This window comes from Streptomyces sp. WP-1 (assembly GCF_030450125.1).
GTDB classification, from domain to species: domain Bacteria; phylum Actinomycetota; class Actinomycetes; order Streptomycetales; family Streptomycetaceae; genus Streptomyces; species Streptomyces incarnatus.
Genome location: NZ_CP123923.1, coordinates 7,480,222 through 7,492,850 on the forward strand (window position 1 = coordinate 7,480,222; position 12,629 = coordinate 7,492,850).

At 70.3% G+C, this 12,629-nt stretch carries 12 protein-coding genes; 6 read left to right on the plus strand and 6 right to left on the minus strand.

Annotated elements, in window-relative coordinates; translation table 11 throughout:
* The first annotated feature begins 211 nt into the window (after positions 1-211).
* Positions 212-1,153, plus strand: a complete 942-nt coding sequence (locus QHG49_RS33320) for an alpha/beta fold hydrolase (protein WP_301492523.1) — start codon at positions 212-214, stop codon at positions 1,151-1,153.
* 378 nt (positions 1,154-1,531) lie between these two features.
* On the opposite strand, the gene QHG49_RS33325 is transcribed toward QHG49_RS33320, so the two are convergent.
* Positions 1,532-2,116 (minus strand): ABATE domain-containing protein, encoded by a 585-nt coding sequence (locus QHG49_RS33325; protein WP_301492525.1) that lies wholly within the window; start codon positions 2,114-2,116, stop codon positions 1,532-1,534.
* Between the two features lie 51 nt (positions 2,117-2,167).
* Between QHG49_RS33325 and QHG49_RS33330 the strand changes: the two genes are divergently transcribed.
* Together QHG49_RS33330 and QHG49_RS33335 are read left to right on the plus strand one after the other, a co-directional pair.
* Entirely contained in the window at positions 2,168-3,613 is a 1,446-nt protein-coding gene (locus QHG49_RS33330; protein WP_301492526.1) for an MFS transporter, read from the plus strand.
* 52 nt (positions 3,614-3,665) lie between these two features.
* On the plus strand, positions 3,666-4,787 hold the full coding sequence (locus tag QHG49_RS33335; protein ID WP_145487710.1) for an epoxide hydrolase family protein: 1,122 nt from the start codon (positions 3,666-3,668) through the stop codon (positions 4,785-4,787).
* 643 nt (positions 4,788-5,430) lie between these two features.
* Here QHG49_RS33335 and QHG49_RS33340 read toward each other — a convergent pair.
* Positions 5,431-6,771 carry an NAD(P)-binding domain-containing protein gene (locus QHG49_RS33340; RefSeq protein WP_301492528.1) on the minus strand — a complete coding sequence of 447 codons (1,341 nt, stop codon included), beginning with the start codon at positions 6,769-6,771 and terminating at the stop codon, positions 5,431-5,433.
* 99 nt (positions 6,772-6,870) lie between these two features.
* On the opposite strand from QHG49_RS33340, the gene QHG49_RS33345 reads away from it, so the two are divergent.
* Positions 6,871-7,395 carry a MarR family winged helix-turn-helix transcriptional regulator gene (locus QHG49_RS33345; RefSeq protein ID WP_159707591.1) on the plus strand — a complete coding sequence of 175 codons (525 nt, stop codon included), beginning with the start codon at positions 6,871-6,873 and terminating at the stop codon, positions 7,393-7,395.
* Between the two features lie 44 nt (positions 7,396-7,439).
* On the opposite strand, the gene QHG49_RS33350 is transcribed toward QHG49_RS33345, so the two are convergent.
* The 4 genes from QHG49_RS33350 to QHG49_RS33365 form a co-directional block, all read right to left on the minus strand.
* Positions 7,440-8,183, minus strand: a complete 744-nt coding sequence (locus QHG49_RS33350; RefSeq protein WP_301492530.1) for an IS5 family transposase — start codon at positions 8,181-8,183, stop codon at positions 7,440-7,442.
* Positions 8,184-8,403: 220 nt separating this feature from the next.
* Positions 8,404-9,261: an alpha/beta fold hydrolase gene (locus tag QHG49_RS33355; RefSeq protein ID WP_301492531.1), complete on the minus strand. Its 858-nt coding sequence runs from the start codon at positions 9,259-9,261 to the stop codon at positions 8,404-8,406.
* 75 nt (positions 9,262-9,336) lie between these two features.
* Positions 9,337-10,245: an NAD-dependent epimerase/dehydratase family protein gene (locus tag QHG49_RS33360; protein WP_159707595.1), complete on the minus strand. Its 909-nt coding sequence runs from the start codon at positions 10,243-10,245 to the stop codon at positions 9,337-9,339.
* A gap of 11 nt (positions 10,246-10,256) precedes the next feature.
* Entirely contained in the window at positions 10,257-11,009 is a 753-nt protein-coding gene (locus QHG49_RS33365; protein WP_301492533.1) for an SDR family NAD(P)-dependent oxidoreductase, read from the minus strand.
* A 141-nt stretch (positions 11,010-11,150) separates the two neighbouring features.
* Between QHG49_RS33365 and QHG49_RS33370 the strand changes: the two genes are divergently transcribed.
* Both QHG49_RS33370 and QHG49_RS33375 read left to right on the plus strand, forming a co-directional pair.
* On the plus strand, positions 11,151-11,645 hold the full coding sequence (locus tag QHG49_RS33370) for a MarR family winged helix-turn-helix transcriptional regulator (RefSeq protein ID WP_301492534.1): 495 nt from the start codon (positions 11,151-11,153) through the stop codon (positions 11,643-11,645).
* Between the two features lie 253 nt (positions 11,646-11,898).
* On the plus strand, positions 11,899-12,264 hold the full coding sequence (locus QHG49_RS33375) for a hypothetical protein (protein ID WP_301492536.1): 366 nt from the start codon (positions 11,899-11,901) through the stop codon (positions 12,262-12,264).
* The last annotated feature ends 365 nt before the right edge of the window (positions 12,265-12,629 follow it).

The window sequence follows — 12,629 nt, forward strand, 5'->3', positions numbered from 1 at the left end:
CGAACGCTCAGCACGGCGTACGGCGGCGCGCGTCCCTGTAGCTGCCCCACGCCACCAGCAGCACTCTTATCCAGGCGAGTATGGGCACTGAACCGGTGCCCCAAGAGGGGAACAGTGCCACTGTGCCCTGCGGCGGCAACGTTTCACCCATACGAGTGATCGGGCCCGCGACCTCCGGATACGGGCGGCGGCCCCCGGCTACACACGGCCCATGACCTCTTCTCCCTCGTACGGCGAGGCCACGGAGCACAGACTGAACTTCAACGGCTACGGGTACCTCGTCCGCACCGCCGTCGCGCCCGACACGGGCACCGGACCGGAGCTGACGACCGAGCCCTTGATCCTCCTCGGCGGCTCCTCGCAGGATCGCTTCTCCTGGCTGCGATACGAGCAGCGCCTCCTGCCCCACACCACCGTGGTCACCCTGGAACTCCCCGGGTACGGGGAGGCGGACCCGCTGCCGGTCGAACACGGGATGGACTTCCTGGCCGACACGGTCCAGCACACCGCCCGGACACTGTCCCTCGGCCGCGTCAACGTCTTCGGAGCGTGCTTCGGAGCCGCCATCGCCCTGCGCCTGGCGCAGCGGCACCCCGAAAGCGTCGCCCGCCTGATGCTGGGCGGCACCGCCAGGACGACCTCCCCCGAGTACCGGGAGGCATCCGGACGGTGGCGCACCATGGCCGAGGACCGGGACTTCGACGCGCTGGCCCAGGACATGGTCAAGCAGTTCATGGCCCCGGACGGCCACGGATTCGTGCGCCGCAAGGCCGCCGTGGCGCGGCTGATGCGCCAGAGGTTCGCGACCCTCACCGAACGTGAGCTGGCCATGGACATGGTGCATCACGAACGGCTGCTCACTCACCCCTGGAGCGTGCCCGAACCGGATGTCACCGCCCCGGTCCTGGTGTTCACGGGGGAGTTCGACACCATCACCCCGCCCCCGATCGGCCGGAGCGTCGCCAAGGAACTCGGCGGCCGGTTCACCACCATCAAGGAGTCCGACCACCTCGTCCAGATCGAACGGGACACCGAACTCGCCGACCTGATCGGCCACTTCTTCACCGACCAGCCGCTCGACAAGCTCCCCTACCTGAACCCGGTGGAGTCCTTCGTCCGGGCAGCCGCAGGGACACTCACACCGATGGCCTGACCTGGTATCGACCGGGAGAGAACTCTCCGCCAGGTGACCATCCCTGATGGCCTGTCACCCACCGCCCACTCCGCCGCTCGACCTCACCTCGTCCGCCTTCACCAAGGAAGGCCACCAGACCTTCTGCACATCAGAGTGATGATTCGCATCTGAAACGACCATCAGTCGAATGGGTGACGGCGGGGGAGAACGGTCTGGTGGCCGTCACCGTCGCTCGCGGTCTGCTTGATGGAGCGCAGGCTGATCGGCAGGGCGAGCAGGGAGCGCCGGAGTGCGTGGCGCGGATCCGCGGAACGCCCTCGGCGGCCCGAGCGAGTGCGCCGAAGGCGGGCTCGGACGGAACCCCAGCGCTGGCCTGGCAGGGTCAGGCGCGGGCGTTCAACGTGGGCTGCGCCGGCTCCGGTAGGCCGCGACGCTGGCCCGGTGTGCGCAGGTTCGGGTGCAGTACTGCTTCGAGCCGTTGCGCGAGAGGTCCACGAAAGTGGCCCGACAGGTCGGCCCGGCACATACGCCGAGACGAGCGGGACCGAGCGTGGCGATCACGGAGGCCAGCGCGCTGAGCATGGTCGCGGCAAGGTGCGCCGAGTAGCGGTCGGTGTCGGAGGTCACCTCGGTCCACCAGCGGTCGTCCTCGTGGCGCAGTACCGGGGTGGCGCGGCTGCGACGCAGACCGTCGTTGATCAGAGCCGCAGCTTCGACCGCGTCCGCGTTCGCGCGTTCGAGCACCTCACGCACCGTCTCGCGCAACGCGCGGACTTCCGCCAGGTCGGCGCGGGTGAGATGCCGCGGACCTGTTCCTTGGTCCGCGGCCGAAGTCGGAGGCTCAACCGCGGGATGGTCGTCAAGGAAGTTCCGGAGCTGCTCCACGGTCTTGAGCGCGTCCTCTCCCTTGATCGGCCTCAAGGTGTTGGCCAGGTCGACGGCCGTCTGGACCACCGACGGGCTGTAATACGCATCCTGCATTTGACGTATCTCCTCACTGCTCCGTAACGTTACACCCAAAGGAGCTTTAGCATGTCACAGCATGTTCGGCGGGAGACGACACCGCAGACGATCCCGCCCGGTGGGACCCCGGCACCGGAGCGAACCGACGCCCCGGACGGGCGTCGGCTGGGGCTGACCTTGGGGATGCTGGTGCTGCCGATGTACGTGGCACTGGGAGCGCCGTCGGTGGCCCTGCCGGCCATCGGCCGCGCACTCGCGGTGCCGTTCGGGGCCACCGCATGGATTCTCGCCGCGTGGTCGCTGACCTCCGCGCTCGCGATGCCGGTCGCGGGTCGGCTGCTGGTCCGCTGGAGCCCCTTCCAGGTCCTCGTCGCCGGGGTCGTGGCGCTCGCCGCGGGCTCCGCGCTCGCCGGAGCCGGGCCGACGCTGTCCGTCGTGATCGTCGGCCGACTGATCGGCGGTGCCGGGGCGGGCGCGACCGTGATCGCCGTCTTTGCCGCGGCCACCGCCCTTCCGGGACGGCAACGGATCCGCGCCCTGGGAATCATCGCGGCCGCCGCCGCGACGGCGTCGGGGTGCGGGACACTGATGGGCGGGGCGGTGACCACCTGGCTCGGGTGGCGTGCCGTGCTCGCCATCCCGGTCCTCGCGCTGCCTCTCCTGCTGGCCGCATGGCCGAGTAGGCGCGCGCTGACGCGGAGCGGTGGCGGCGAGCGGAACGGCTCGGCCGGACGACTCGACATCGTCGGCGCGGCCGTGCTGTCGGTACTCGCCGGCTCCTTGATCACGTTGCTGCAGGCGCACTCGGTCGGCCTGCCCGCGCCGGTCATGCTCGTTGTGGTTGCCGCCGGGGCGCTCGCCGCCGTGAGCCTGTGGTGGCGCGTACGAAGCACGCCCGACGGGTTCGTGCCCCGGCGGGTGATCGCATCCCGCGGCTTCCTGGCCGCCGGGCTCATCGGCGGGACCGTCTTCGCCGGCTACTACGGGGTGCTGTTCCGCGCCCCGTCCCTGATCGAGCAGGCCACGGGCGGTGGCCCTCTGGAAGCCGGCGTGCTCTTGGTCCCGGCCGCCGCCTGCTCGGTGCTGGCCGGGCGGCTGGTCGGCACCTTGACCGACCGGTTCGCCGGCTGGCAGGTGTCGGCCGGGCTTGCGGCACTCACCGTCGTCGGCGTGCTCGTGGTCGCGATCTTCGCCGGGCCGATCCCGATCGTCGTCGGTACGGCGTTGACCGTGTGCGGGTTCGCCGGTGCCCAAGCCGTACTGGTGAGCCTCGCGCCGGACCTGGTCGCCGCGGACGACCGCGACACCGCACAGGGCCTGCTCAACTTCATGACCGCCCTGGGCGGCGGGATCGGTCCGGCCGCTGTCGCGGGCCTGTCCGGCATCGTGCCGGTGCCGGTGGCCCTCGCCATGCTCGCGGCACTTCCCCTGGCCGGACTCGTCCTCAGCCTGACCCGGCGTCCTTCCGCCGACCGCCGCTCCGAACCCGACGCCACGTGTGGGAGCCCGCGATGACGGTCCCCCCGCGTCTGATCCGATAACGCCTTGACCAGTAAGGAGCCTTGCCATGCCCGCCAGGCCATTCGAGGTCAGCATCACCGAAGCCGAGATCGCGGACCTGCGTGAACGATTGCGACGGACACGGTGGCCCGAGCGCGAGCCGGTGGACGACTGGTCCCAGGGTTTGCCGCTGGCGTATGCGCAGGAGCTGTGCCGCAGTTGGGCCGAGGACTACGACTTCGGGTTCGCCGAGCGGCTGAACGTGTTCCCGCAGTACCGCGACACGATCGACGGGCTGGGCATCCACTTCCTGCACGTCCGCTCGCCGGAGCCGGACGCGTTCCCGCTCGTGCTCACCCACGGGTGGCCGGGTTCGGTGCTCGAGTTCCTGGAGATCCTCGGCCCGCTGACCGACCCGCGCGCGCACGGCGGTGACCCGGCGGACGCGTTCCACGTGGTCGCGCCGTCGTTGCCCGGGTACGGCTGGAGCGACAAGCCGTCGACGACCGGGTGGGGCGTCCGTCGCACCGCGCGCGCCTGGGACACGTTGATGGTCTCGCTGGGCTACGAACGGTACGGCGCGCAGGGCGGTGACTGGGGTTCGGCGGTGTCCGCGGTGCTGGGTGAGGTGGCGCCCGAGCGGGTCGCCGGCGTGCACCTGAACCTGGGATCCGTGGCGGCGGGCACGTTCGACGACCCGACGCCCGCGGAGCTGGCGAACCTTGAGGCCGAGAAGGAGATGCAGCGCACCGGCCGGGGGTACTCGGCGATCCAGGCGACCCGGCCGCAGACGCTCGGCTACGGCCTCACCGACTCCCCGGCGGGGCAGGCCGCCTGGATCGCCGAGAAGTTCTGGGCGTGGACGGACAACGACGGCCATCCCGAGGACGCGTTGTCGCGGCAGACGATTCTCGACGAGATCTCGGTCTATTGGTTCACCGCGTCGGCCACGTCGTCGGCGCGCCTGTACTGGGAGAGCTTCGCCAACTTCCGGGACAAGGTGACCGCGCCATCCGGCCTGTCGGTCTACCCGCGCGACATAAGCCGCCCGTCGAGGCGGGAGGCCGAGCTGCGGTTCACCGACCTGCGCTGGTTCGAGGAACTGCCGCAGGGTGGCCACTTCGCCGCGCTGGAGCAGCCGGAGTCGCTGGTCGAGCAGGTGCGCGGGTTCTTCCGCCTCTTCCGCTGACCGTCCGTGCCGTCCCCTGGGAAGCCCTCACCCGGGGGGACGGCCCTGTCCGTCCCCCCGGGTTACCGAACCGCTTCTCGAAGTCCTTGACCGCCTTCCCGGCCGCTGCCCGGTGAAGTGGCCTGAGCCGGCGCCCCGACGACATGGGCAACCTCTTGGGCGACATTCTTTAACGCGCGGCCTGATAAGCCGTTGAACGGTTGATATCAGAACACGATCAGCGCGGGTAGGAACGACGGACAAGAGGGCGCAGCAGAAGCGGGCGGCCCAGCAGGCGAAGAGGCGTTCGGCCGCCCCGCCGCGCACGACCTCCGTCTTCGACGCGCTGGCCGCGCATGCCGCAGCTGGCGTCGATGGACGACTACGCGCCGTCGGCGACGCCGTGGGGTGGCTTCACCGAGACCTTCGCGACGGTGGGCGAGGGGGTCAGGGCCGCGGAGGAAGCTGGTGAGTTGTCGTGCTTCTCGTTCGACGATTCCGGTGAGTACGAGCAGGCGTTGGACGTGTGGCACGGACCGGTCGGCTCGGTTGTGACAAACGCTGTCGGCGTGGGCCGGAGGCGGTGTCGGCACGGTGACTACGCCCCCATCGTTCCGGGCAGCATCGGGGCCGGAGTCTGTACGGAGACCCAGTGCGGCTGTCGTCAAAGCTGGTCGCGCACCAGCGGTGTGATCCACGGGGAGTCGAAATCCACGCCTTCGGCGTCCCAGGCGTGCGTTTCCCGGCTGCAGATCCTGATCGGTACGCCGTCGGGGTCGTGTACGACGACCAGCCAGCTGTTCAGCCCGCGCAGCAGGCCCGAGTTGGCCACGCCCGCCGCCTCGAAACGGTCGACCCACGCCTGGACTGCCGATCGGTCGGGTGCAGCGAAGGTCACCGGGTCGAATCCGCTGACCGCGCCGGCCGATCCGGGGGCCAGCCGCAGTTCGACCGGTTCCTGGACTCCGGGGACCGCGATGACGTATCCGAACAGGACGCCCTCCGGTGTGCGGTGGTCCAGGTGCGGTCGCCGTACCGCGCCGAACGCCCGCTCCCACCAGGCCAGGCTCCGGTCTACATCGCTCACCGGGAACTTCAGGTGGTGGATTCCGTCCAGGACCGCCGGCTCCGCGCCCTGTCGCCTCATGACCTGCCCGTCGAGGACCGCGCGGACCGCGGTCAGGTCGCGGTCGCCGAGGCCGGCGTCCGCGGCGCGGGTGTAGAGCTGCTCGACTCTCCCCAACAGCAGGTCCGGGATTCCCGCCGACACCGCGGCAGCACGGATGTGGGCGAGGTCCTTGACTGCGGCGCGGACCGGGCTGAGCACGGCGTCGGTCGCGCCGGTCAGTTGGGCCGAGCGGTAGTGCAGGTACGCGCTGTCGGCGTTCGATCCGCTCACGGCGCGCAGGAAGAGCCTGGAGTCCAGCCCGAAGGACTCGGCCAGGACAGCGGCCTGCGCAGCCACCGCGTTCATACCGAACAGCCACGTGTTGCAGGCCAGCTTCAACCTGCTCGCACCGCCCGGACGGTCGGCGACGTCGACCACGTTGGTCGCGAGCGCTTCGAAGACCGGGCTGGCCAGCCGCTTGTGGTCGGGTGCGCCCGCCACCATGATCGTCAGCTCGCCGCGCCGCGCAGGTCCTGGATTGCCCAGGAAGGGCGCGTCGAGAAGGGGCACGCCGAGGTCTCCCGCCCTGGCGATGACCGCCTCGATGTCGTCGCCGATGGTCGCGCACTGCGCCACCACCGCACCGGGTTCGACGAAGGACGCGATCTGCCCGATCACGTCCAGCACCGCGGTCGCGTCGAACACCGTGACCAGGACGACGTCGGCGGTGCGTACTGCCTCCGCAGAGGTGGGGAACACCGCCACGCCATCGCTTTCGAGTGGCCGCGCGCGGGCCTCGGTCCGGTTCCACGCGCGGACCGAAAAGCCGCGTTCCCGCAGTCGCCGCGCCATCGCCGAGCCGGAGTCGCCGGTCCCGAGCACCGCTACCGTCCGCATCAGCCGCACCTCGCATCCCCATGAATTGATCCATCAAGTTGACACATCAAGTCGTAGTCTGGACGATACTCGTCAGGACCGCACACGACAAGGGAGATCATGGAAAGCGACCCTCCGCCCGAACTGCTCTCGCAGCGGGAGCAGCAGATCTGGCGGGCCTTCCTCCAGTTCAGCGAGAGCGTGGTCTCCGCGGTCGAGCGAGACCTGTTCACCACGACCGGCCTATCCGGTGCGGACTTCCAGATCCTGGCGCGCCTGTACGAGACCGAGCACGGCCGGATGCCGCAGAAGCGCCTCGGCGAACTCGTCCACTGGAGCGTGACCCGGCTCTCGCACCAACTCACGCGCATGCAGCGCCGCGGCCTCATCGACCGCACATCCGCCGGCCGCGGCAGACTCATGACCGTCTCCCTCACCCCCGCGGGCCACGCCGCCTACACGTCCGCGCTCCCTCACCACACCCGCTCGGTCCGCACCCACTTCTTCGCCCGAGCGGAACAGGCTCCGCAGGAAATGGGCCTGCACCCGCTCGGCACCGACACCGCGCTGCCCAGCGACCGCGAACCGACCGGCCTTGGCAGACCGGAAGATCAAAAGAGACCCCCTGAGCAGGAAATTCTCTAGGTAGAGCGGGCCCGTCTCCCTCGCCCCAGGTTGGGTCCGCAATGTCAGGGGAGCCAGAGGTGTAGGCAGGCGAAGGCAACCATGGCCTGGTAGCGGCGGGCGCGTTTGTCGTAGCGGGTGGCGAGGGCTTTGTTGTGCTTGAGCTTGTTGAAGCAGTGCTCGACGACGTTGCGGCGCCGGTAGGCGGCCCGGACGAGCCGGCACAGGTTTTCGCCTCGGCGGATACGGTCGTTGACCTGGTCGATCCGCTCGGGCCGGATGCGGGGTCGTCCCGGTCCGGGCCGGGGCACCCGGATCGCTTCCATCACGGTGGTGAACCGGGTGCGGTCGTTGGTGTTGCCGCCCGTGACGACGAAGGTGAGCGGGCGGCCCCGGCCGTCGCAGGCCAGGTGGATCTTGCTGGTCAGGCCGCCTCTGGACCGGCCGGGGGACGGGTCCCGGAGCCCCCTTCTCGGGCCCCGCCCGCAGCTGATGAGCGCGGACGATGGTGGAATCGACCGAGACCAGCCACTCGATGTCTCCCGCCGCGTCCGCCTTCGCCTGCGGGGCTCGCAGCATCCGGTCGAACGTCCCGTCCGCCGCCCACCTGCGAAAACGCGTATGCGGCGTGCCCCCGGACCATAGCGCCCGGGCACGTCCCGCCAGGCTGTCCCGGTCCGGAACTTCCACACGGTCCCGTTCGGGACCCTGCGGTCGTCCACCCGCTTCCGCCCGCGCAACAGCGGCCGGACGAACTCCCAGTCGGCATTGGACAGTTCGTGGTGACGTATCCCGGCATCATGATCCACCAACGGTGATCATGTGAAGGCACTGCCTAGTGCCGGGCGCCGATGTGCAGGTGTCCGCGAGCCGTATGCCCAAGCCGGCCCGCGCCGGAATACGGCCTGGTGGCGGTGGGCGCCTTGTTGCGTGTATTCCCGTGGTCCCAACTGACTGTGTAGCCCTGCGGCGAGGGCGCGGCTGCCGCTGACGCGCCGGGTGCCCCACTCCGACACCGGAGAAATTCGTTCAGGCGAGGAAAGATGTCACCGTTTCGGTGAACCATGTGGGGTCTTCTTCGGCGACGAAGTGCCCGGTGGGAGCGACGGCGCCTTCCACGGCGACGGCGTGGGGCTCAAGGGCCTTTGCGGTGGTGGTGCCGGAGTGGTTGGAGCCGATGGCCAGGACGGGCATGGGCAGTTTGCGCCGGGCGAGCAGGGCGCGGTTGTCGCGGCCGTCGTCGAGGAGGGTGCGGTAGTGGTTGAACCCTCCGCGCAGCCGGTCTCGGCCGGTGTATGCCCGCGCGTAGGCGACGAGGTCGGTTTTGGAGAAGGTGCCGGGGTTGGCCATGGCGGTGAACGTGGCGGTGACGAACTCGAGTTCGTGGCCGTCGAAGAGCATCTCCGGTATGTGCGGGGTCATGAAGAACCCGAAGTGCCACATGCCGCCTTCCGCGACGTTCATCGCCTCTTCCAGGCCGAAACCGGGCAGCAGGGCGTCGATGAGGACCAGACGCGAGATGTCGTCGGGGTGGGAGGCCGCCCAGGCCAGGGCGACCATCGCGCCGATGTCGTGGCCGGCAACCGCGACCGGCCCTGCGAGGTTCAGGGAGTGAAGGACGCCGCGGACGTCGTCGGCCTGGTGGGTCTTGGCGTAGCCGTCTTCGGGACGGTCGCTCTCGCCGGTGCCGCGCAGGTCGGGGGCGACGACGGTGTGGGTGCGGGCGAGCGCGGGCATGACGCGGGCCCAGGCGCGGGAGGTTTGGGGCCAGCCGTGCAGGAGGACCAGGACGGGTCCGTTGCCTCCGACCGCGACAGAGAGGTGCGTGTCGTTGGTGGCGATCCGCTTTACGGTGAAGCCGTCGGGAAGCCAGTCGGTTGTACGCACAGGGCGTTTCCTTTCGAGCCGGAGAAGGTGTGGGAAAGCCGTCCCCCCCTGTAGGCGGAAGGGGCGGCGCCGGCGTCAGGAGCCGGGCTTTGTCAGGTCACGCAGCCGTTGATCACCGATCATGGTGAACATGTCGGCGTGCTGGGGCTGCCAGCCCAGTTCCTGCCGGGCGGTGACGGCGCGGATACGGCTGGAGGCGGCCATGATGAGGGTGCCGAACACTCCCCACATCTGCTCGCCTTCCTCGGGGGTGACGCTGCGGGTCTTGACGCCGAGGTCTTCGGCGACCTTCTCCGCGATCCACCGGTTCGGCGTCTCGCCGGCGACCGCGTGATACAGGCCGCCCGGGCGTCCCTCGGCCAGGGCGAGGCTGAACAGGCGGGTCACGTCATCGATGTGGACGTGGCTGTAGACGGCCAGCCCGTTGCCGATGTAGGCGGCGGCTCCGAGTGCGGCGACGGACCGGTAGACCATCGACATGTGTCCGTGGTCGCCCGGGCCCCAGATCTGGCCGGGCCGGATGACCATGGCGCGTACCCCGTCTGCGGCGGAGGCCAGGACGGTGTCCTCGGCGGCCTTGCGGAAGCCGGCCAGCGGCTCGGTGACGAACGGGTCGTCCTCAGCGAAGATGTCCGGGCTCCAGGCGCCTGCGGTGCGCTGCATCAGCACACCGCTACCGGACAGGAAGACCAGCGTCTTACCGGTCCCGGCCAGCGCCCGGGTGAGGTCTGCGACGGTCGCGGTCTCCTGCTCCGGGTCGGCCCGGGCCGCGTAGACGACCGCGTCCGCGGCCAGCGCGGCGTCGATCGCGGCCGGGCGGCGCGCGTCCAGATCGGCTGCGACGGGGGCGACACCCAGCTCCTGGAGGGCGGCGGCAGCGGTATTGGTGCGGGCCACGCCCGAGACGGCGTGGCCTTCACCGGTCAGGTGGCGGGCGAGATTGCCGCCGACGAAACCGGTGGCTCCGATGACGAAGATGTCCACGACGATGCTCTTCAGGTGGGAAGGGCGCCGCGCTCGCCGCCGTCGGCGAACAGCACGGCACCGTTGACGTACGAGCTGGCCGGGCCGGCGAGGAAGGAGACGATCTCGGCGATCTCGGCGGGATCGCCGGCGCGACCGCGGGCGTTGACGGAGTCCAGGACAGCGATGTGCTCGCCGAGCATCGCCCTCGTGCCCTCGGTGTGCACCGGACCCGGGGAGACCGCGTTGACCCGCACGCCGGACGGCCCGAACTCGGTGGCCCAGTAGCGGGTGAGGATCTCCGCACCGGCCTTGGAAGCGCCGTAGGCGGCACCGATGGGTGCGGGCATGCGGGTGGAGCTGGAGCCGACCAGCACGATCGACCCATGCCCGCGCTCGGCCATCGCCGGCGCCAGAGCGCCGACCAGGAGGAACGGGGCGCGGGTGTTGACGGCGATGTGCCGGTCGAAACTCGCGGCATCCGTCGCGGGCGTCGACGCGAGCTCGTACAGGCCTGCGTTGTTCACCAGAATGTCGACCGCGCCGGCCTCGGCAGCCAGCCGCAGTGTGTCCTCGGCGTCGGAGAGGTCAGCGGCGATGAAACGCGCCTTGGCGCCTTCGGCCGCGAGTTCCTTCACCAGCGCCTCACCGCGCCCTTGGTCGCGGCCGTGGAGCACCACCGCGGCACCCTGCCCGGCCAGGTTTCGGGCGATGGCTCTGCCGATCCCTGACGTGGCTCCGGTCACCAGTGCCGTACGGCCCCGCAGAACGTAGCTGCTGCTCATCTTCCTCATGTCCTTGCGCTAGGCGATCCGGGCGATCAGCGATTGCCGTGCTGCCGCCGCGACTACGTAATTCACTATGCATCTCAGATGTTCTGTTAGCAAGAACATCTTGGATGCATAGCATTGTGTTATGGTGCGGTCATGAGCGCATCGACGTCCGACAAGCACCCCGGCGAGAGCACCGAGCTGGCGCTGGACACGGACCTGGGCTGGGCGATCCGCATGGTGTCCTCGGCCTTCCGCCGAATCGCCACCGCATCCGTCGCCGACCTGCCGGGCGGCGCGCGCGCCTACCTCGTCCTCGTCGCCCTCGCGAGTGGTGAGCCGCCCTCCCAGCTCGCCCTCGCCAAAGCGGTCAGCCTCGACCGGACCGTGATGACCTATCTCCTCGACGACCTCGAAGCCCACGGCCTCGTCACCCGCAGGCCCGACCCCCGCGACCGCCGTGCCCGCCAGGTCCTGCTCACCGGCACCGGACGCACCCGCCTGGCAGAGGTGCGCCACCAACTCGCCGCTGCGGAAGCCGAACTGCTCACCGGCCTCGACGAACGCGACGCCCTCCAGCTGCGCACCCTGCTCGCCCGCGTAGCGCAGAGCGCGCAGGACGGCATCGCGGCGGACGACGCCGACTGCTGACGGCGAGGACCACCTGATCAGAACTCCGGCGGCAGACAGCTCCGGTCAGCCGGGCGTACGACTCGGCAGACACCGCGCGACGGCTCGCGGCCAGTACCCTCGTGAGCATCTTGGCGTGCTCAGGCAGACCGCAGGCGTCGTGGAAAGCGACGCTTGGTCTGAGCTTTTGCTCGGCCCCGACCTCGACACCGCGGCCACGCCATCGACGCACGACGCGGCGCGCCAGGCGTCGTTGTCCACGCAGGAGCGGCCCATGGCCCGGTACTCGTCGGCGGTCACGGTGCGCAGCGCGGTCAGGGCCCGGTACCGGGCGTCGATCTCGGACTGCACCGGCTCGGCGTCGACACGGTGCCCGGCGGCCATGAGTCCGGCCGGCCGGGTCCTGGCCGAGCAGCCGCCGGTGGTGGCCGCGCAGAGCTTCCACCTCGCCGACCTGCTCGGCCAGGACCCGGCGATCTCGGGCAGCCCCGGGCACACGGCCCGAAGGACGAGGATCTGCCGCAGCCGCAGCCGCAGCCGCAGCCGCAGCCGCAGCCGCGCGCAGCCGGTCCAGGTGCACCGCCATGGCCCCCAGCGCTGTGCGTGGCGGAAGGAGTGCTGTCGGCCTCGCCACCGCTGACATCACTCGGAGGCGTCGGGAATCTCGATCAAGTAGTCGAAGAGAAGGGCGCCTTGGGTGGGACTCAGCGTCCGCGAGTTCGACGCCCTGGTAGCGTCTTCGACCAAGCGGCAGAAGCAACAAGCCGCCCGCAGAAGCGCCGGCTGCCCCGCGCGCCGACGGCCCGCAGGACTTTCTCCAGCGATCCTCGGCCGGGCTTGCCCTCGTCATCGGGTTGGGCGCCGAGGGCGCCCAGGCCCTGCTCGACGCCACTTCACGACGGCCGCGCTCGCCGTTGGGGACCTTGGACATCGCGCGGTCGGCAGCACGCGAATTCCGGGAATCCGGGCAGCCCTTGGGCGCGAGCCTGCGTGCGGGGCGTGGTT

Excerpts from the sequence above, each read along its gene's own strand:
- QHG49_RS33320 (WP_301492523.1), top strand. The coding sequence starts at position 212 with ATGACCTCTTCTCCCTCGTACGGCGAGGCCACGGAGCACAGACTGAAC.
- QHG49_RS33325 (WP_301492525.1), bottom strand. The coding sequence starts at position 2,116 with ATGCAGGATGCGTATTACAGCCCGTCGGTGGTCCAGACGGCCGTCGAC.
- QHG49_RS33330 (WP_301492526.1), top strand. The coding sequence starts at position 2,168 with ATGTCACAGCATGTTCGGCGGGAGACGACACCGCAGACGATCCCGCCC.
- QHG49_RS33335 (WP_145487710.1), top strand. The coding sequence starts at position 3,666 with ATGCCCGCCAGGCCATTCGAGGTCAGCATCACCGAAGCCGAGATCGCG.
- QHG49_RS33340 (WP_301492528.1), bottom strand. The coding sequence starts at position 6,771 with ATGCGGACGGTAGCGGTGCTCGGGACCGGCGACTCCGGCTCGGCGATG.
- QHG49_RS33345 (WP_159707591.1), top strand. The coding sequence starts at position 6,871 with ATGGAAAGCGACCCTCCGCCCGAACTGCTCTCGCAGCGGGAGCAGCAG.
- QHG49_RS33365 (WP_301492533.1), bottom strand. The coding sequence starts at position 11,009 with ATGAGCAGCAGCTACGTTCTGCGGGGCCGTACGGCACTGGTGACCGGA.
- QHG49_RS33370 (WP_301492534.1), top strand. The coding sequence starts at position 11,151 with ATGAGCGCATCGACGTCCGACAAGCACCCCGGCGAGAGCACCGAGCTG.
- QHG49_RS33375 (WP_301492536.1), top strand. The coding sequence starts at position 11,899 with ATGGCCCGGTACTCGTCGGCGGTCACGGTGCGCAGCGCGGTCAGGGCC.